Raw genomic sequence first — 18,087 nt, forward strand, 5'->3', positions numbered from 1 at the left:
GCCAGGTCAGCCCCAGCTCACGGGTGGTCAGGCGGGCCGCCTCGCGGAACTGGTGGCTTCGACTCCGGGCGGCAGTTCGGCGGCGAGGGTGAGGGCGGCCGCAGGCGTCTGCGGACGGGCACAGCACCCTCCGCTGATCCGGGTCGACGACCACGACGGCGAAGGCTCCCCCCACCTGCACCTCGCTCCGAACGGCGAGGACGCCGTGACCTGGCTCGGGCGCAGCTGCGCCGCGGCACTCGCCCACGTCGTGTGCGGCGACCTGGCGGTCACTATCGGCCACTGCCACGCCGCCGACTGCGAACGCTTCCACGTCGACGACTCCCGCAACCGCACCCGGCACTTCTGCTCCAACGCCTGCGCGAGCCGGACCACCGTCGCCGCTCACTGTGGCCGCCGAAAGGAAACGGGCTGACCCCGCACGGCACCCGCCCGACACCCGGACGACCTCGCCCCCGTCCGTCACGCTTTCGATGACCAGCGCCGAAAGTCCTGAAAATACCGTTCCCACAGGCTTGTTGACGTCTCGCATGACCTGCCAACGATGCCTGTCACGGTTCGTTGCCACCGATTACGAGGCAGAGCCGATTACCGGACAGAGCCGCTCATCGGGCGGCCTCGACTATCCGGGGGCGTTGCTTCGGGGCCGGCGGCAGGTGCGAGGGTGTGGCGGCGGAGGGTTGCACCGTCGGGGTCGGCCGGTTCGAGTTCGATGGCGCGGCGTAGCTGTTCCATGCGTCGTGGCAGGGGGTGCCAGCCGGGTTCTGTGGCCATGTCGGCGTTGAGCTCGTGGATCGCGCGGGCGTAGGCCCGGGCCAGGCCGCGGAACTGAAGGGGCAGGCCCGGGCGGGGGTGGCCGCTGGGGGCGGTGCTCACCCACAGGGCGTCGGTGGTTTCGTTGTCCGGGCCGGTGGGTTCGGTGGTGTCGCGGGCGACGAGGTGGCTGCGGACGGTGAGCCAGTGGCGCAGCGCGGCCCGGGTGGAGCGGGACAGCGCGACCGTCTCGGTGGCGGGAGTGGTGTGCGGGTTGCGGTGTTGGGGGAGGCGGGTGAGGCGGATCGTGCCGTGGTGCAGGTCGACGTTGTCCGTGCGCAGGGCGCAGAGTTCGCCGGCGCGGCAGCCGGTGTCCAGAACGGTGCCGATGATCGCGAGGATCCGGCTGCGGGACGCGGACCGACCGGGGCGGGCCGAGTGTTCCAGGTGGCCGAGGAGGATGCTGCGCGGGCGGGCGGCGACCACTGGCCGGAGCGCGACCTGCGGCCGGTCGCGCTCCGGGAACGTGACGGTGAGGCCGGCCCGGGTGCTGAGGATGCGGAGGCAGTCCTCCCGGACGCGCATGGACGCGGGTGAGGCGTGGTCCGGTCGTGCGGTGGGCTTGCGCCGCAGCAGACCCCGTTCGGCGGCGGTGAGATAGGCAGTGAGGGTGTCCGGCGCGAGGAGCAGGGCGAGTGAGCCGGAGGCTGTCTTTGCGATGGCACCTCGCTCCAGGGCGGTGCGCAGTTCGCCGGCGATCCAACGCAGTTGCTTCGCCCGGGAGGTGCCCGTGGGCGGTTCGCAGGCCCGCTCGACCAGGGCGTCCAGCGCCTCGATCGAAGGTGCCGCTGCCGCTGTGACGTCCGCCATGGGGTCACCCTAGCGACGGGGATGGTCGGGCCGGCGGGTTCTTTCCGTCGGCGAGCTCTTGGAACCTCTTGCGGGGTCGATCTAATAACTGGCTTGAAGCAAGATCATCGGTGGGGTGCGGGCGGCATGGTGGCTGTCTCCTCCAGCATGCCCCGTCCGGGGTGGTGACCGTCCTTCGGCAGCTGGAGAGGGGGCGTGCCGGGGCGTCCGCAGGTCCTCACGGCGGCACCCTCCGGGTGTGCTGCCGCTGCGGGTGCGAGCCGTCGAACGTTGCGAACCGGAAGGACTGCGAAGTCCCGGCACGGGGCAGCGTCGCGGCAGTGCGGTCGGCACCGAATCGACGATCCGGGCTGGGCGCCGTGGTGGCGACTTCCCCAGGCTCCGCGAGTGCGTGACGTGGACCGCCCTGAAAGGTCTGACGGAGCGTCAGCAAAGTCAGCATTGGGTCAGCATTGGTCCTGGCAGGCGCTGTCACAGATGGTCGAACCGTGTCATGCGTCGAGGGCGGAGGCGGGTGTCGACAGGGCCGCTTCGGGGTGGGCGTAAGGGGGCTCCGGCTCGGGGGTGCGGTGGACCGACCGCCGCACCCCCGATCGTCAAACACCCAGGTCAGCGCACGCGTCCGCGCGGTTTCAGGGGGATTCCGGGGAGCTCCGGAGCGGGCAGGCGGTCGCCCGGATAGCCCTGGACGGCGCCGAATCGGTCGGGGATTTCGGAGGCCATCCAGTCTTCGCGTGCTCGTGTAATGTCTTCGTTCGAGCGGCCGATGAAGTTCCACCACATGATGATCTGCTCCTCGAAGGGTATGCCGCCGAGGAGGACGAGGCGGGCGGGGGTGTCGGCGGTGTTGGTGACGGTCAGGCTGGTGGGGCCGGGGGCGAGGTAGCCGAGGTCGCCCTGGTGGAGGGCGGTGCCGGCGAGGCGGACCTCGCCGCGGTCGACGAGGACGCCGTGTTCGAAGGTGGGGTCGACGGTCAGCGTGACGGTGGCGTGCGGATCGAGGGTGAGTTCGGCGCCGAGGAGCGGGGTGAAGGTCGGCACCGGGGAGGTGTGGCCGGCCAGGGTGCCGAGGAAGACGCGGGCCTCGCCGCCGTCCAGGGTGACGGGCTCGGGGACGTGGTGGTGGAAGTCCCTTGCGGTGTCGCGGTGTTCGTCGGGCAGGACGACCCAGAGCTGAACGCCGTGCAGCACGGTGGTCGCGGGGGTGGAGACCTCGGAGTGGCAGATGCCGTGGCCGGAGGTCATCAGGTTGAGCTCGCCGGGGCGCACGAGGGCGTGGACGCCCAGGCTGTCCCGGTGCTCGATCTCGCCGGTGAAGAGCCAGCTGACGGTCTGCAGACCGGTGTGGGGGTGCGGGGCGACGTCCATGCCGCCGGTCAGGGCGACGTCGTCAGGGCCGTAGTGGTCGACGAAGCACCAGGCGCCGATGAGCCGTCGCGAGCTGTGCGGGAGGGTGCGGCGTACGGTCATCGCGCGCGGACCGCCGAGCGGGACGTCCCGGGCGGACAGGACTTCGACGTACGGGGCCTGCGGTTCCTGGGGCTCCTGGGGTTGAGCGTTGGGGTGCGGCTCGGTCTCGGCGTTGCTCACGGCTGGGGTCCCTCCCGGGGTGGAGTCGGTTCCATATAGTTCCAGATTCAACTATTATGCATGGCAGAGTGCCGAACGGCAGTGAGTCGACGGTGTCCGTGGGAGTCGAGGTTTCAGGTGAGTGATGTGACGGTGGTCCCGGCGGAGCGACGCGTGTTCGTCGACAAGCAGAGCCCCAAGGCCTACAAGGCGCTGCTGGCGGCCGCCGAGGCGGCGCGGTCGGTCGCGGCGGAGGCCGGGCTGGACCGGCGGCTGGTGGAGCTGGTCAACCTGCGGGTCTCGCAGATCAACGGCTGCGCGTACTGCCTGAACGTGCACACCCGGGCCGCGCTGCGCGAGGGCGAGACGACCCAGCGGCTCGGCGTGCTTCCGGCCTGGCGGGACACCGAGCTGTTCACCGCGCGGGAGCGGGCGGCGTTGGCCCTGGCGGAGGCGACCACGGACCCGTCGGACGCGGCCGCGCAGCAGGCCGCCTACATGCTCGCACGGGACGCGCTGACGGAGGAGGAGATATCGGCGGCGATCTGGGTGGCGATCGCGATCAACTCGTTCAACCGGGTGTCGATCATGAGCAAGCACCCGGTCCGTCCGACGCCGGGTGTGTAGACCGGGCGTGTGGACGGGCTTGCGGGCCGGGGTGGCGGCCGGGGACGCGGACGCCGAGCAGGTGGCGCAGCCCGAAGGCCGTCTCCAGCCCGGCGAAGCCGCCGCCGGCCACGAGGACGTGCGGTCAGGCGTTCACCGTCACGGTTCCCCGCCCACTCCGGAGTCGGCGACGGGAGGCCCTTCCGGGAGGATGATGCGGCCGCTGATCCCGGTGGGCCGGATCCGCATCCAGGTGTCCCGGGTGCCGCCCGCCCAGGGGCCGGGGTCGGAGTGCCGCTCGAACCAGCGCACGGCCTCCTCGTCGGAGACGACCGAGACGGTGCCGTTCACCAGTACGCTCCAGCCGGTGGCGAACACCTCGTCCAACTGGTCCACCTCGAAGGCGACTTCGCTGTCCGCGGCGCGGGCGAGAGTGCCGTCGGCGTCGGTGCGGTAAAGGACGGTGGCGTCCAGCACCCGGTAGTTGACGGGCAGCGCCACCAGCCCGCGGGGTGCCACGAGGACGACCCTGCCGACACCGCCGCGGCCGAGCCTGGTCCAGCAGGCGGCCGGGTCCAGCTCCTCGATCCGTACCCGGGAGTTGGCGCGGGCCCGGCCGGGCGGCACCTCGCGCCCGCCGCCGAGCAGGTCGGTGACAGTGGTGTCGAGCGCGTCGGCGAGCCGGGTGAGGGTGCTGACGCCGACCGGAACGGGACGGGTCTCCAGGTACGCGACGAATCCGGCGTCCAGGCCGCTGCGCTCGGCCACCAGCTCGCGGCTGAGGCCGAGCCGGGCGCGGCGATGGGCCACCCGTCGGCCGATGTCGCCGGGGTCGGCCGTGACGGCGCGTTCGTTGGTGGTCTTCATGACGATCTCCGTGGTCAGGCCGGGGCGCCGTTGGGGACGATCACCAGCGGCACGGTGCAGCGGTGCACCAGGGCGCGGCCGGTGGAGCCGAACAGCAGCCCGCGGAAGCCGCCCAGGCCCCGGCTGCCGATGACCAGGCACCGGGCGTGCGTTGCCACGGTGGCCAGCATCGGGGCGGGGGAGCCGGTGAGCACCTCGCGCCGCACCCGGACCTCGGGGTACTTCTCCTGCCAGCCGGCCAGCGACTCGGACAGGTCCGTCAGGGACTCCTCGACCAGTTCGGGCCGGCCCGCCTCGGTCGGGCGCCGGACCTCCACGGCCAGCACGTCGGTGCCGCCGATCGACGCCTCCTCGAAGGCGAACCCGACCGCGGCCCGGGAGGCCGGCGAGCCGTCCACCCCGACCACGACCGGACCGGGGCCGGAGAGACCGTCGGCGGGTTCGGGGACGAGGGCGAGCGGGCAGCTCAGGTGGCCGGCCAGGGAAGCGCCCTTGGACCCGATCCGCAGGGCGGAGTGCGCCTCGCTCACCCGGCGGACGCCGAGCACGAGCTGCGTGGCCTCGTCGGCGGCGTCGCGCAGCACGCGCACCGGCCGGCCCTCGGCCAGTTCGGACGTGATCTCGAGCGTGGGGTGCCGCTCGGTCGCCAGCAGCCGGGCGGTCTCCAGCACCGCTTCCCCGGCGGCCCGCAGGCCGATCGCCCAGGGGTGGTCCGCCACGTCGGTGGCCCGGTCGACCGGCCACTCCTGCGCGTGCAGCAGCCGCAACGGCAGATGGTGCCCGGCCGCTTCGTCCGCCGCCCAGCGCACGGCCCAGTGGCTCGCTTCGGAGCGGTCGACGCCCACGATCACCGGGCGGAGGCTTTCGAAGCCGTTCATCGCAGACTCCTTCGTCGGCCCCGGCCGGCGCCGTCACCGGCTCTGTGCGGAGCCTTGACCACCCTCATCGTCGGCCGCCGCGGTCCGTGCGGGGCAGGGCCGGTCGGACCGGGACGGTGGGTCGGTGGGCCCCGCGGGCCCCGGAGGGCGCCGGCCATCCGGGCGGGGCCGGGGTGGGTGTCGGCTCATCCGGGCGGGGCGGGGTGGGCGCCGGCCATCCGGGCGGGGCAGGGGGGTGCCGGCTCATCCGTGGGGGGTCCGGGGTTCGGGCGGCACGACGACGACGGGCAGGTGGGCGTGGTGGACGACTTCGGTGCTGGTCGAGCCGAGTGTGAGTCGGCCCCACAGTCCGGCGCCGCGGGTGCCCACCACCAGCATGGTGGCGTCCTGGCTCTCCTCCAGGAGGATCTTGGCGGGCCGGCCGCGCTCGCAGCGGACCTCGACCTCCACGTGGGGCTCGCCCACCTGCTGCCGCAGCTCCTCGACAAAGTCCGTCACCTCCCGGGCGACGGTGTCGTGCAGGTGCGGCAAGGGTTCGCTGCCGGCATCGCGCCAGCCGGTCATCGCCCGGTTCGACGGCTCGGTGCGTCCGCCGCCGTAGGCGCAGACGGCCCGGACGCCGACCCCGCGCAGCTGCGCCTCGCGCAGAGCGAAGAGCACGGCCCGGCGGGCGGGCTCCGAGCCGTCCGTTCCGACCACGATCGGGCCGGCCGGGCGTGTGGTGGGAGTGGTGTTCACGGGGACCTCCACGATGTGGCCACCGACTGGTGCCCTGCCCGGCTCGCGGTCCGGGGAGGCGGGCCGCGGGTCAGCCGGTTCACTCCCATGATCCCGCGGCTGTCGCGCGGTGGCATGCCGGTGCGAGCCGTGGCCGGGGCTGCGGCACTCCCGCCCCCGGCTCCTGACCGCACCGGGCACCGGGCCGCGGTTCCGTGCAGCCCGAACGGCGGGCCGCGGTTCCGTGCAGCCCGTGCGCCGTCAGCCCTCCGCCTCGGCCGAGGCCACCGCGTGCTTCACCGCGGCGAAGCTGTCCGGGGTCACGGAGATGGAGTCGATCCCGGCCTCGATCAGGAAGCGGGTGAAGTCCGGGTCGTTGCTGGGGCGTTGGCCGCAGAGACCGACGTGGCGGTCGGCCGCGTGGGCGGTCGCGATCAGGGACTCGACGCTGCGGGTGACGGCCGGGTTGCGTTCGTCGAAGAGGTGGGCGAGCAGGCCGGAGTCCCGGTCGACCCCGAGGGTGAGCTGGGTGAGGTCGTTGCTGCCGATCGAGAAGCCGTCGAAGCGTTCGGCGAACTGCTCGGCGAGCATGATGTTGGCCGGGATCTCGGCCATGACGTACACCCGCAGGCCGTTCGCGCCCCGGGCGAGCCCGTTGTCGGCCATCACCGCGAGGACCTGGTCGGCCTCCTGCGGGGTGCGGCAGAACGGAATCATCACGACCACGTTGGTGAACCCCAGTTCGTCCCGGGCCCGGCGCAGCGCCCGGCACTCCAGGGCGAACCCCTCGCGGTAGCCGGGGTCGTAGTAGCGGCTCGCGCCGCGCCAGCCGATCATCGGATTGGCCTCGACCGGCTCGAACGGCGCACCGCCGACCAGCCGGGCGTACTCGTTGGTCTTGAAGTCGCTGGTGCGCACCACCACCGGGTCCGGCCAGCGCGAGGCGGCGATCCGGGCGACGCCTCGGGCGAGCAGGTCGACGAAGTAGTCGGTGCGGTCGGGGTAGCCGTACGTCAGCTCGTCCACCAGCCGCCGGTCCTCGGCGGACAACCGCTCGGGGTGGACCAGCGCCATCGGGTGGACGCGCACCTGGTGGGCGACCACGAACTCGGTGCGAGCCAGGCCCACGCCGTCCGCCGGCAGCCGCCACCAGCGGAAGGCGGCGCCCGGGTCGGCGAGGTTGAGCATCACCTTGGTCCGGGTGGCCGGAAGCGATCCGAGGTCGGTCTCGGTCGCCTCGTAGGCGACCCGGCCCGCGTAGACGCGGCCCTCCGCGCCCTCGGCGCAGGAGACCGTGACCTGCCGCCCGTCGGTCAGCAGGGCGGTCGCCGAACCGGTGCCGACCACCGCCGGCACGCCCAGCTCCCGACTGACGATCGCGGCGTGCGAGGTGCGCCCGCCGTGGTCGGTGACGATCGCGGCGGCCCGCTTCATCAGCGGCTCCCAGTCCGGGTCGGTGATCTCCGTGACCAGGACGGCCCCCTGCGGGAAGCGCTCCAGCCGGACCGGCTCGGCCAGCGCGCACACCGGCCCGGCACCGACCGCCTCGCCGACCGCGATGCCGTCCACCAGCCGCTCACCCGTACCCGTCATCCGGAAGCGGCGCAGCACCTCGCCGTGCCGGCGGGACTGCACGGTCTCCGGGCGGGCCTGGACGAGGAACAGCTGCCCGGTGATGCCGTCCTTGGCCCACTCCAGGTCCATCGGGCAGCCGTAGTGCTCCTCGACGGCCACCGCCCATTCGGCGAGGGTGCGGATGTCGCCCTGGCCGAGCACCGGGCGGACCCGTTCGGTCTCGTCGGTGTCGACGGTCGTGGTCGAGCCGTCCTCGCCGTACACGGCCTTCCGGCTCTTCGCGCCGAGCTGCACCTGGACCACCGGGTCGAGGCGGTGGTCCTTGAGCACCGGCTTGAACACCGTGTACTCGTTCGGGTCCACCTGACCGCTGACCACCGTCTCGCCCAGCCCCCAGGCGGCGCTGATGACCACCACGCCCGGGAAGCCGGTCTCGGTGTCCAGGGTGAACACCACGCCGGCGCCCGCGAGATCGGAGCGCACCATGAGCTGCACGCCGATGGACAGGGCGATGGCGAGGTGGTCGAAGCCCATCCGCTCCCGGTAGTCGATCGCCCGGTCGGTGAACAGCGAGGCGTAGCAGCGCCGGCAGGCGTCCAGCAGGGCGTCGGCGCCCCGGACGTTGAGGAAGGTCTCCTGCTGGCCGGCGAAGCTCGCCTCCGGCAGGTCCTCCGCGGTGGCGCTGCTGCGCACCGCGACGTCGGGGTCGGTGCGCCCGGCTCCGCGGGCGAGGTGCCCGTACGCCGTCAGGACGTCCCCGGCCAGTGCGGCGGGCAGCGGAGTGGCCAGGATGGCGGAGCGGATCGAGGCGCCGACCTCGGGCAGCGGGGCGCCCCCGTGCAGCTGGTCGACCTGCTCGGCGATCCGCTCGCGCAGGCCACCGGTGTCGAGCAGTTCGCGGTAGGCGTCGGCGGTGGTGGCGAAACCGTCCGGTACCCGTACTCCGGCGGGACCGAGGCCGTTGATCAGTTCGCCCAGAGAGGCGTTCTTGCCGCCGACCAGGCCGACGTCCTCCCGGCCGAGGTCGCGGAAGCGGATGACACGGCGCATGGCTGCCTCCAGGCGCGCTCGCGGTGATCCGGCGCCGGACGCGCCGGGGGCTCCGTCCCTGTCACTGTCCGTCGGGGCGCGCGGTCGAGCCCAGGGGCGAACGCCTCCGGACGCTGGTCCGGCCGGTCGTCCCGGGAGGGCCGATCGGCCCGTCGGGCGGGCGCGGTCCGGGGCCGTACCCGGTCCGCCCCAGCCGGACGGTCAGGTGCGGGAGAGGGCCTTGCGCACGCCGTAGGCGGCGGCGCCGAGGGCCAGCACCACGGCGCCCCCCAGCACCGAGGCGCCGGGCAGGGCGAAGGCCAGCACCACGCACCCCGCCAGGCCGCACACCGGAGCCACGCGCGGCGGGCGCCCCTCGGAGGGGGTGAGGGTCCAGGCGGAGGCGTTGGCGACGGCGTAGTAGGCGAGCACGCCGAAGGAGGAGAAGCCGATCGCCCCGCGCACGTCCGCGACGGCCGCCAGGACGGCGACGACCGCACCGACGGTGAGTTCGGCGCGGTGCGGCACGGCGAAGCGCGGGTGCACGGCGGCCAGGACGTGCGGAAGGTGCCGGTCGCGGGCCATCGCCAGGGTGGTGCGGGAGACACCGAGGATCAGTGCGAGCAGGGAGCCGAGGGCGGCCACCGCAGCGCCGACGCGCACCACCGGGGCCAGGCCGGGCGCCCCGGCCGCCCGGACCGCCTCCGTCAGCGGAGCGCCGGCGTGGGCCAGGCGGTCGGGGCCGAGAACGGCGAGGGCGGCGAGCGCGACGGCGGCGTACACCACCAGCGTGATGCCGAGCGCGAGCGGGATCGCGCGGGGGATGGTCCGCCGTGGGTCGCGGACCTCCTCGCCGAGGGTGGCGATGCGCGCGTACCCGGCGAAGGCGAAGAACAGGAACCCCGCCGCCTGGAGCACGCCGCGGAATCCGGCGTCCGTACCGACCGCCCAGTGGCCGGTGTCGACGTTGTCGCCGGTGAGGCAGGCGGTGACCACGGCGGCGAGCACGGCGAGTACGACGGCGACGATGGCGCGGGTGAGCCAGGCCGCCTTCTGCACCCCGAGGTAGTTCACCGCCGTCAAGGCCACCACCGCCGCGACCGCCACCGCGTGCGCCTGCTGCGGCCACACGTACGAGCCGACGGTCAGCGCCATCGCTCCGCACGACGCGGTCTTGCCGACCACGAACCCCCACCCGGCCAGGTAGCCCCAGAAGTCCCCGAGTCGCTCGCGCCCGTACACGTACGTGCCACCCGACCGCGGATAGCGGGCGGCCAGACGCGCGGAGGAGGTCGCGTTGCAGTACGCGACCACGGCGGCCAGCCCCAGACCCAGCAGCAGCCCAGAGCCGGCCGCCGAGGCCGCCGGGGCCAGCGCGGCGAAGATCCCGGCGCCGATCATCGAGCCGAGCCCGATCACCACGGCGTCGAACACGCCCAGGTGCCGCCTCAGCTCCCCGGGCCCGGTCGCCGGTGCCGACGAAGTCATGGATCCGTGCCTCTCGACGCTCTTCGATGTCGGCGCGCACCCTACTGGAGGTGCTGCACGAGGACGACCACCGGCCTCCGGGGCGGTGCGCTCACCGTGTCCGGCGGCCGTGCTCCTCGGAGTTCCGGTGGGCGTGCGCGACGATCTCGGAACGACCGAACGCGGTCAGACCAGCCCTGCCCCCCAGGCGCGGGCGCGGGCGAGCTCGCCGGTCCGCAGCGGGCCGTCGTTGTCCTCGACGATGAAGCCCTCGGGTTCGGCGACCATCTCGTAGTGGTGGCCGGAGAGCCGGCGGGCGATGCCGTTGGCGGCGCCACCGGCCCGGGGCATGTCGACCCGGGTGTCGAACGCGGCGGCGCAGGCGCCGGATCCGGCCTGCGGCAGATCGTGGAACCAGGCCCGCAGCCCCGGTCCCTCGGCGGTCTCCCGCGCCTCGGCCGCGGCCGGCTCACGGTCCTGCTTGTGCGCCTCGGCGGCGACGGCCATCCGTCTGCTGAGCCCGGAGGACATGCCGTGCATGTGGGTCGGTCCGCCGACCACCAGCAGGTCCGCGGACCGGGTGGTCTCCATGTCGGCCTCCGCCACCGGCAGGCAGTCCACAGCCGCCCTCGGGTCGGCCTGGTGGATTCCCTCGGCTATCGCCTCGGCGATCTCGCGGGTGTCGCCGTACATGCTCTCGTACACGATCACGGTGTGCATCGTCTCCACCTTTCGTCACCCCAGGCTCGCTCCGGGGCCGCCCGCCCGGCGCGGGTCGAACGGCCCGGACCGGGCGGCCGGACGGGCCTGCGCCGAGTGCCGTGTCCGCCGGGGATGCTCTCGGCGCCACCGGGGACGAGTGGCCCGCAACGGATTACCCCTCGGGGCCCGGCACCGGGGCCGTCAGGCCCTCGGGCAGCCGGGGGAGCGCTCGGAAGACTGGTGCACGGGAGCACCCGCCGCCCCGGTACGGAGGAGGCGCGACATGTCCGCCACAGTCACCACGCCCAGGCACCCGTCGACGCACACGTCCCTGCGCCGCCACGTGCGCCGGGCGACCGGCAGGGACCACAGCCCGCTCTGCCGCCCGCTCGACCGGGCGTACAGCCGCCTCGTGGCCGGGCTTGCGCTGGCGATGCTCGCAACGCTGGTCGTGGCCGCCGCCGCTGCGCTGCTGGTGTACCGCGCCGAGACGCACACCGCCCAGCAGGCGGCTCGGCACCGGCACACCGTCACGGCGGTCACCACGGGCCCGGCGGGGTCGGCCGATCCGCGCGCGGGCGGCGTGCGGGAGTACGCCCCGGCCCGTTGGACCTACCCCGTCGGCCCCGGCACCGGGATCGTGCCCGTGCCGGACGGCACCCTCGCCGGGACGGCCGTCCGGGTCGGACTGAACGACGCCGGGGACCCCGTCCGTGCGCCCAAGCCGGTCGACCTGATCGTCACCGACGCCGTGCTCGTCGGCTTCGGCACGGTGACCGTGCTCGGCTTCGGCGCGGAGGGCGTCTTCGCGCTGCGCCGCCACGCGCTGGAGCGGCGGGCGGAGAAGGGCTGGGAGGCCGCCTGGGAGCAGGTGGAGCCGCGCTGGTCCGGGCGGCGGTGAACGGTGTCAGAGGTGGAAGTGGCGGGTCTCGCCCGGTCGGATCGTCGCCTCCGTGCCGCGCAGGCGGATGCGGACCGGTTCCTGGCGGTCCTCGCGCAGGCTGACCGTGACCGTACGGCGGTCGACGGCGATCGTCAGGCCCCAGTGGCTCCGGTAGCGCAGGTCGAGTTCCAGGTGACCGAGGGCGGACGGCAGGTGGGGGTCGAGCCAGAGGGCGTCCTCGCGCAGCTCCAAACCGGTGTAGCAGCGTTGCAGCAGGTCGACCGCGCCCGCCATGGCGCCGAGGTGGACGCCTTCCGCGGTGGTGCCGTGCTGGCTGTCGCGGAGGTCGGCGACCAGGGCGTCGCGGAAGTGGTGCCAGGAGGCGCGGTGGTCGGAGCGGGTGAGCACCCAGGCGTGCACCACGGAGCTGAGCGTCGAACCGTGCACGGTTCGACGCAGGTAGTACCCGGTGGTGCGGCGCAGCAACTCGTGGCCGGCCGGGTGGCCCAGACGCCGCAGCAGGTCACGGACCTCGCGGGCGGAGAACAGGAACCAGAGCATGAGCGCGTCGGCCTGCTTGGAGGCCTTGTAGCGGTTGACGGTGTCGCCCTCGGCCTCCAGGATCCGGTCGAGCCGCCGTAGGTCGGGGTAGCGGCGCCGGTAACTCTCCCAGTCGAGTTCGGCGAGCCGCTCGTAGCCGGCGAACTGGCTCAGCACGCCGTCGTGGAAGGGCACGTGGAGGTGCCGGCCGACTTCCTGCCAGCGGTCCAGTTCCAGGTCGTCCAGGGCGAGGCGTTCGCGCAGCTCGTCGCGGCGGTAGCCGGGCAGGACCTCCAAGGCGTCCTGGGCGCGGGCCAGCACCCAGGAGGCGAGCACGTTGGTGTAGGCGTTGTCGTCCAGGCCGGGCCGGGCCGCCCAGGGGTAGGCGTCGTGGTACTCGTCGGGGCCGAGCACGCCCCGGATCGACCAGTGCTCCTGGGAGCGGTCGTAGCAGGCGGCCGAGGACCAGAAGCGGGCGATCTCCAGCAGCATCTCGGCGCCGGCCGTGGCCAGGAAGTCCCGGTCCCCGGTGGACTGGTAGTACTGCCAGATGTTGTACGCGACGGCCGAGCCGACGTGCCGCTGGAGGTGGCTGTGGTCGGGCAGCCAGCGGCCGGACAGCGGGTTGAGGTGCAGCTGCTGGGACTCCTCCCGGCCGTCGGCGGCGCTCTGCCACGGGTACGCCGCCCCACGCAGGCCGAGCTCACGGGCCTGGCGGCGGGCGGCGTCGAGACGGCGGTGGCGGTAGCGGAGGACTGCGCGGGCCAGCTCCGGGAAGCGGAGGTTGAGCAGCCGCAGGACGAACAGCTCGTCCCAGAAGACGTGCCCGCGGTACGCCTCGCCGTGCAGGCCGCGGGCCGGGATGCCGACGTCCAGGTCGACGGAGTGCTCGGAGTAGGTCTGGAGCAGGTGGAACAGGTTGAGGTGCAGCGGGCCGGCGCCGTCGAAGTCGGCCTCGATCCGGCAGCGGCGCCACAACTCGGCCCAGCGTAGGGAGTGTTCGGCCAGCAGCTCGTCGAAGCTCCCGGCCTCGGCGGCGAGTTGGCGGGAGGCGCGCAGCGGGGTCTCGATCGCCCGGTCGCGGGAGGTGTGGACCGCGACGGTCTTGGTCACGGTGACGGGGCGGCCCTGTTCGGTGTCCAGGGTGAGGAGGTGGGCCGCCGAGCCCTCGCGGCACTCGGTGCCCACCCGCGCCGCGCGGTCCGTGCTCGTCCGGGCGCACAGGGCGATCCGCAGCGGAGAGCTGACGGCATCGGCCTCCAGCCAGAGCAGCCCGGCCTCGTCCACTCCTTGACCCGCCGGGACGAGGTGGCACGCGGTCAGCCCACGGTAGCGGAGCACACCGGTGTTGGTGACGCCGCCGTCCAGGGCCGAGCGGACCTCCAGCGGGCCGGACCAGTTCTCCGGCGTGAAGGTGCTCTCCAGTACGAGCAGGTGCGGCCGGGCCTGACTGGCAAGGCGGCGCTGCACCAGGAGGGTCCGCCGCCCCCGCTCGTCCACCACCAGCGCGCTGCGGGCCAGCACGCCACGGCGCAGGTCCAGCTCCAGGGTCTGCTCGGCAGGCGGTCCGGCGAACCACGTGCCGCCTGCCGGGCGGAAGGTCAGCGGCAGCCAGTTCGGGCAGTTGACGAGGTCCTCGTTGGTGACCGTCCGCCCCGCGACCGTCGACTCGACCCGGTCGTAGCAGCCGGCCAGGTACGTCCCCGGGTAGTGGACGCCGTCCGCGACGGATTCCGGCGCCGCGCCCCGGCTGACCAGGTAGCCGTTGCCGATCGCGCACAGCGCCTCGCGCAGCCCCTCCTCGACGGGGTCGAAGCCCTGGTAGCGGAGCGTCCACCGGTCCGGCATGTCGGGGTACCCCGCAGGCGGGTCTGGTGCCACGAGGTGACCTCCTGTGCCGACTGGCCTGCCTCCAGTCTGCGCACCGCGCCGCCGGGCCGCTCGCCGCTGGTCCGCCCGCCGCCGGATTCAGCCACCGGTCGGCCCGGCGCGGACCGGTCGGGGAGGGCGGTCGACGGGTGACCGGTCCCCCGTCGCCAGCCCGTCCCTCTGGGGCCCCGGCCGCCACGCCGTTCGGCGGGCTGGTCGGGGCCGGTCGGCCCTCCCCGCGTGGGCGGCGCGCGCGGAGGCTGGAGGGGTAGCACGGCGACGGCCGAGGAGGCGCCATGTCCACCGTCCACCCGCCGCACACCACCACCGAGGCCCTGCTGGCCGACGGCACCACCGTCGAACTCCGCCCGCTCGGCCCGGACGACCACCAGGCGGTGCTCGGCCTGCACGCCGAAGGGATGTCCGAGGAGAGCCGCCGGATGCGCTTCTTCGGCGTGAGCCGCAACGCGCCCGCGCAGGCCGCCGACCGGCTGTGCACACCGCGGCCAGGTCTCCTGGCGCTCGGCGCCTGGGTGGGGGAGGCGCTGATCGGCGAGGCGGACTGCGAGCTGTTGGACGAGCCGCCGGAGACCGCCGAGCTGGCCCTCTCGGTGGCCGACAGCTGGCAGGGCCGGGGCGCGGCCACCCTGCTGCTGGAACACCTGGTGCACGCCGCCCGAGCCGCCGACATCCGCTTCTTCGAGGCCGACACCCTGTTCGGCAACCGGGCCGTCCACCAGGTCTTCGCCGACCTCGGGCTCCCGGTCGAGCGCCGCTACGCCCAGGGCGAGGTCAGGATCCGGGTACCGCTGGACGACGAGGACGGCGAGCGCTACCGCTCGGCCGTGGACGAACGCGGCCGCCGCGCCGACCTCGCGAGCCTGACGTCGCTGCTGCGCCCCGCCTCGGTGGCGGTGGTCGGGGCGTCCCGGCGGGCGGGCTCGGTCGGGCGGACCGTCCTCGGGAAGATCCGGCGGGGCGGCTTCGTGGGCGAGGTCTGGGCGGTCAACCCGTATGCCGCGGAGATCGACGGCCGGCTCGCCTACCCGTCCGTCCGCGCACTGCCCGCCGTGCCGGACCTCGCCGTACTGGCCGTGCCCGCGGGCGCCGTCCCCGCGGTGGCCCAGGAATGTGGCGCCGCCGGCGTCCGGGCGCTGGTCGTGCTCACCTCCGGCCTCGGGGCGGACGAGGCCCGCGGGCTGATGCGGGCCTGCCGTCGGCACAGCATGCGCCTGGTCGGGCCGAACAGCCTCGGTATGGCCCAGACCGATCCCGTCGTCCGGCTGGACGCCGAGTTCGGCGGCGCCTTCCCGAGGCCGGGCAGCGCCGGCGTGGCGGTGCAGAGCGGTGGCGTGGGGATCGCGCTGTTGCAGCGGCTGGCCTGGCTGGGCGTCGGGGTGTCGAGCTTCGTCTCGCTCGGTGACAAGTACGACGTCAGCGGCAACGATCTGCTCCAGTGGTGGGAGGCGGACGGCCGGACCGATCTCGCGCTGCTCCACCTGGAGTCCTTCGGCAGCCCGCGCGCCTTCGCCCGCACCGCCCGCCGGGTCACCCGGACGATCCCGGTGCTGACCGTCGACGCCGGACGCTCCACCGCCGGCCGCCGGGGCGCCGCCTCGCACACCGCGGCCGCCGCCACCCCCACCGTCGCCCGGGAGACGCTGTTCCGACAGGCCGGCATCACGGCCACCCGCAGCATCGAGGAACTCGTCGAGGCCGCCGCCCTGTTGCGCGCCCAGCCGCTGCCCGCCCCGCGCGGCGCGGTCGCCGTGGTCTCCAACGCGGGCGGAATCGGCATCCTGGCCGCCGACGCCTGCGTCGAGGCCGGACTGACCCTGCCGGAACTCCCCGCGAAGCTGGGGGAGTTGCTTCCGCCCGGCGCCTCCGTCCGCAACCCGGTGGACACCACGGCGGCGGTGCGCCCCACCGAACTCGCCCTGTTCCTGCACGCGTTGGAGCAGGAGGAGGGCGTCGACGCGATCCTGGTCTGCCTGGTGCCGACAGCGCTGTGCGAGACCCCCGGCCACGACCCGGTGCGCGCCCTGCTGGAGGGCCCGGCCCTGCGGCGCGTCCCGATCGCGGCCGTACTGCTCGACCAGCAGGTGCCCGTCCGGTACCACGGCTGCGCCGACGGCGGCAGCCTCCCGGCCTACTCCGACAGCCTCTCCGCCGCCTGCGCCCTCGCCCACGCCCGGGACCGCGCCCGCTGGCTCGCGGAGCCGTCCTCGCCGCCGGCCGACGCCCCGGACTGCGACCGCCGCGCCGCCCGCAGTGTGGTGGACGGCTACCTCACCGCCCATCCCGAGGGCGGCTGGCTCGACCCGCTTTCCACCGCCGACCTGCTGGAGGCCTACGGGCTGCCGCTGACCACCTCGGTGTGGGCCCGCGACGAGCACATGGCGTCCGTCAGCGCGGCGGGGCTGCGTCGCCTCGGGTACGAGGGGAGGGCGGTCCTGAAGGCCTACTGGCCCGGGCAGGTGCACAAGAGCGCCGCGGGAGCGGTCCGCACCGGACTGGGTGATGATGCCGAAGTGCGCTCTGCCTACCGGGAGTTCACGCGACGGTTCGGGGACAGGCTGGCCGGAGCGGTGGTCCAGCCGATGGCCGCGCCCGGCGTCGAGCTGCTCGCGGGAGTCGTGCAGGACCAGGTGTTCGGCCCGCTGATCGTCCTCGGCCTGGGCGGCACCGCCGCCGACGTGCTGGCCGACCGGGTGGCCCGGCTCGCCCCGCTCAGCGAACGCGACCTGAGCACGATGGTCACCGAACTGCGCAGCGCGCCGCTGCTACTGGGCGACGGCGGGGCGCCACCCGTCGACCTCGCCGCCGTACGGTCCGTCCTCGCCCGGCTGTCCCGGCTCGCCGACGACTTCCCCGAACTCGCCCAGGCCGATCTCAACCCCGTCATCGCCCGCCCGGACGGCGCGCTCTGCGTGGACGCCCGGGTCCGCCTCGAACGCCGTCCGTCCTTCGACCCCTACCTGCGACGGCTGCGCCGCCCGGCGGCCGTCGAGGGGGAGTGAACCCCCATGAAGCACAGCATTCTCGACGGCACCCCGGCCGACACCTTCCCGGTTGTCGAGCCCGCACGCCCACCCGTCCGCACCCGGGTCCGCGACTGCATGAGCCGTGCCGCTGTCGCCGTCACCCCCCGCACCGACTTCGCCACCATGTCCGCAGTGCTGATCGCCTCCCGGCGCGGCATCACGCCCGTGGTGGGCGCCGACGGCACCGTCGCCGGTGTGGTCGCCGCCTCCGACCTGCTCGTCGCCCATGCCGCGGAGGACCCGGACCGGGAGCTCCTCGCCCGGGACCTGATGACCTCCCCAGCGGTCACCGTCACGGAGGACATGAGCGTCACCGAGGCGGTGGCCTTGGTCGCCGGGCACTCCCTGCACCACCTGCCCGTCGTGGACGCCGACGGCCGCCTGACCGGTCTGCTCTCCACGCACGACCTGCTGGACGCCCTGCGCCGCGAGGACGAGGCCGTCCGCTCCGAGGCGTTCGCCCTCGCCCTCACACCCGGCAGCGGAGTCGTCCCGGCCTCCCTGCACATCCGCTGCGAACGCGGACTGCTCTCGATCACCGGCCGCACCCGCACCCGCGGCGACGCCGCCACCCTCTGCCTCCAACTCGCCCGCATCGACGGACTCAGGGCCCTGGCCGACCACCTCAGCTGGGACCTGGACGACATCGATCCGGGGCCGCCGGTCACTGACGACGCGGACACCACGGGTTCCGGCGGTGGGCCGAGCGGGTGAGGCT

General features: G+C 74.2%; 14 protein-coding genes. 5 read left to right on the top strand and 9 right to left on the bottom strand.

What is annotated here, in order from left to right; all coding sequences use genetic code 11:
• Window positions 1-52: 52 nt before the first annotated feature.
• Complete coding sequence (locus BOQ63_RS40180) at window positions 53-415, top strand: CGNR zinc finger domain-containing protein (RefSeq protein ID WP_143174865.1); 363 nt, start codon at window positions 53-55, stop codon at window positions 413-415.
• A gap of 173 nt (window positions 416-588) precedes the next feature.
• Here the strand turns inward: BOQ63_RS40180 and BOQ63_RS40185 are convergent, their stop codons facing one another.
• Entirely contained in the window at window positions 589-1,623 is a 1,035-nt protein-coding gene (locus BOQ63_RS40185; RefSeq protein WP_072655956.1) for a site-specific integrase, read from the bottom strand.
• A gap of 609 nt (window positions 1,624-2,232) precedes the next feature.
• The gene (locus BOQ63_RS40190; protein WP_072655957.1) at window positions 2,233-3,213 is read right to left on the bottom strand and encodes a pirin family protein; all 981 of its coding nucleotides are present in this window, start codon (window positions 3,211-3,213) and stop codon (window positions 2,233-2,235) included.
• Between the two features lie 117 nt (window positions 3,214-3,330).
• Between BOQ63_RS40190 and BOQ63_RS40195 the strand changes: the two genes are divergently transcribed.
• Window positions 3,331-3,819: a carboxymuconolactone decarboxylase family protein gene (locus tag BOQ63_RS40195; RefSeq protein ID WP_030285813.1), complete on the top strand. Its 489-nt coding sequence runs from the start codon at window positions 3,331-3,333 to the stop codon at window positions 3,817-3,819.
• 138 nt (window positions 3,820-3,957) lie between these two features.
• On the opposite strand, the gene BOQ63_RS40200 is transcribed toward BOQ63_RS40195, so the two are convergent.
• The 6 genes from BOQ63_RS40200 to BOQ63_RS40225 form a co-directional block, all read right to left on the bottom strand.
• Window positions 3,958-4,665: a helix-turn-helix domain-containing protein gene (locus BOQ63_RS40200; protein ID WP_046385456.1), complete on the bottom strand. Its 708-nt coding sequence runs from the start codon at window positions 4,663-4,665 to the stop codon at window positions 3,958-3,960.
• Between the two features lie 14 nt (window positions 4,666-4,679).
• Complete coding sequence (locus BOQ63_RS40205) at window positions 4,680-5,543, bottom strand: universal stress protein (protein WP_030285809.1); 864 nt, start codon at window positions 5,541-5,543, stop codon at window positions 4,680-4,682.
• A 243-nt stretch (window positions 5,544-5,786) separates the two neighbouring features.
• The gene (locus tag BOQ63_RS40210; RefSeq protein ID WP_050367051.1) at window positions 5,787-6,281 is read right to left on the bottom strand and encodes a universal stress protein; all 495 of its coding nucleotides are present in this window, start codon (window positions 6,279-6,281) and stop codon (window positions 5,787-5,789) included.
• 240 nt (window positions 6,282-6,521) lie between these two features.
• On the bottom strand, window positions 6,522-8,885 hold the full coding sequence (ppsA, locus tag BOQ63_RS40215; RefSeq protein WP_072655958.1) for a phosphoenolpyruvate synthase: 2,364 nt from the start codon (window positions 8,883-8,885) through the stop codon (window positions 6,522-6,524).
• A gap of 201 nt (window positions 8,886-9,086) precedes the next feature.
• A complete protein-coding gene (locus BOQ63_RS40220; RefSeq protein WP_499504817.1) occupies window positions 9,087-10,352 on the bottom strand; it encodes an APC family permease in 1,266 nt (421 codons plus the stop codon).
• A 165-nt stretch (window positions 10,353-10,517) separates the two neighbouring features.
• On the bottom strand, window positions 10,518-11,051 hold the full coding sequence (locus BOQ63_RS40225; RefSeq protein ID WP_030555609.1) for a flavodoxin family protein: 534 nt from the start codon (window positions 11,049-11,051) through the stop codon (window positions 10,518-10,520).
• A gap of 265 nt (window positions 11,052-11,316) precedes the next feature.
• On the opposite strand from BOQ63_RS40225, the gene BOQ63_RS40230 reads away from it, so the two are divergent.
• Window positions 11,317-11,934, top strand: coding sequence for an Rv1733c family protein (locus BOQ63_RS40230; protein ID WP_079183973.1), 618 nt, complete (start codon window positions 11,317-11,319; stop codon window positions 11,932-11,934).
• Between the two features lie 6 nt (window positions 11,935-11,940).
• On the opposite strand, the gene BOQ63_RS40235 is transcribed toward BOQ63_RS40230, so the two are convergent.
• Complete coding sequence (locus BOQ63_RS40235; protein WP_318277727.1) at window positions 11,941-14,337, bottom strand: glycoside hydrolase family 65 protein; 2,397 nt, start codon at window positions 14,335-14,337, stop codon at window positions 11,941-11,943.
• A 284-nt stretch (window positions 14,338-14,621) separates the two neighbouring features.
• Between BOQ63_RS40235 and BOQ63_RS40240 the strand changes: the two genes are divergently transcribed.
• A complete protein-coding gene (locus tag BOQ63_RS40240; protein WP_454131427.1) occupies window positions 14,622-17,345 on the top strand; it encodes a bifunctional acetate--CoA ligase family protein/GNAT family N-acetyltransferase in 2,724 nt (907 codons plus the stop codon).
• A gap of 6 nt (window positions 17,346-17,351) precedes the next feature.
• Window positions 17,352-18,083, top strand: a complete 732-nt coding sequence (locus tag BOQ63_RS40245; RefSeq protein WP_030285795.1) for a CBS domain-containing protein — start codon at window positions 17,352-17,354, stop codon at window positions 18,081-18,083.
• The last annotated feature ends 4 nt before the right edge of the window (window positions 18,084-18,087 follow it).

The sequence above is a fragment of the Streptomyces viridifaciens genome (assembly GCF_001888885.2).
Lineage (GTDB): Bacteria > Actinomycetota > Actinomycetes > Streptomycetales > Streptomycetaceae > Kitasatospora > Kitasatospora aureofaciens.

Excerpts from the sequence above, each read along its gene's own strand:
- BOQ63_RS40245 (WP_030285795.1), top strand. The coding sequence starts at position 17,352 with ATGAAGCACAGCATTCTCGACGGCACCCCGGCCGACACCTTCCCGGTT.
- BOQ63_RS40230 (WP_079183973.1), top strand. The coding sequence starts at position 11,317 with ATGTCCGCCACAGTCACCACGCCCAGGCACCCGTCGACGCACACGTCC.
- BOQ63_RS40240 (WP_454131427.1), top strand. The coding sequence starts at position 14,622 with ATGTCCACCGTCCACCCGCCGCACACCACCACCGAGGCCCTGCTGGCC.
- BOQ63_RS40200 (WP_046385456.1), bottom strand. The coding sequence starts at position 4,665 with ATGAAGACCACCAACGAACGCGCCGTCACGGCCGACCCCGGCGACATC.
- BOQ63_RS40205 (WP_030285809.1), bottom strand. The coding sequence starts at position 5,543 with ATGAACGGCTTCGAAAGCCTCCGCCCGGTGATCGTGGGCGTCGACCGC.
- BOQ63_RS40185 (WP_072655956.1), bottom strand. The coding sequence starts at position 1,623 with ATGGCGGACGTCACAGCGGCAGCGGCACCTTCGATCGAGGCGCTGGAC.
- BOQ63_RS40225 (WP_030555609.1), bottom strand. The coding sequence starts at position 11,051 with ATGCACACCGTGATCGTGTACGAGAGCATGTACGGCGACACCCGCGAG.
- BOQ63_RS40220 (WP_499504817.1), bottom strand. The coding sequence starts at position 10,352 with ATGACTTCGTCGGCACCGGCGACCGGGCCCGGGGAGCTGAGGCGGCAC.
- ppsA (WP_072655958.1), bottom strand. The coding sequence starts at position 8,885 with ATGCGCCGTGTCATCCGCTTCCGCGACCTCGGCCGGGAGGACGTCGGC.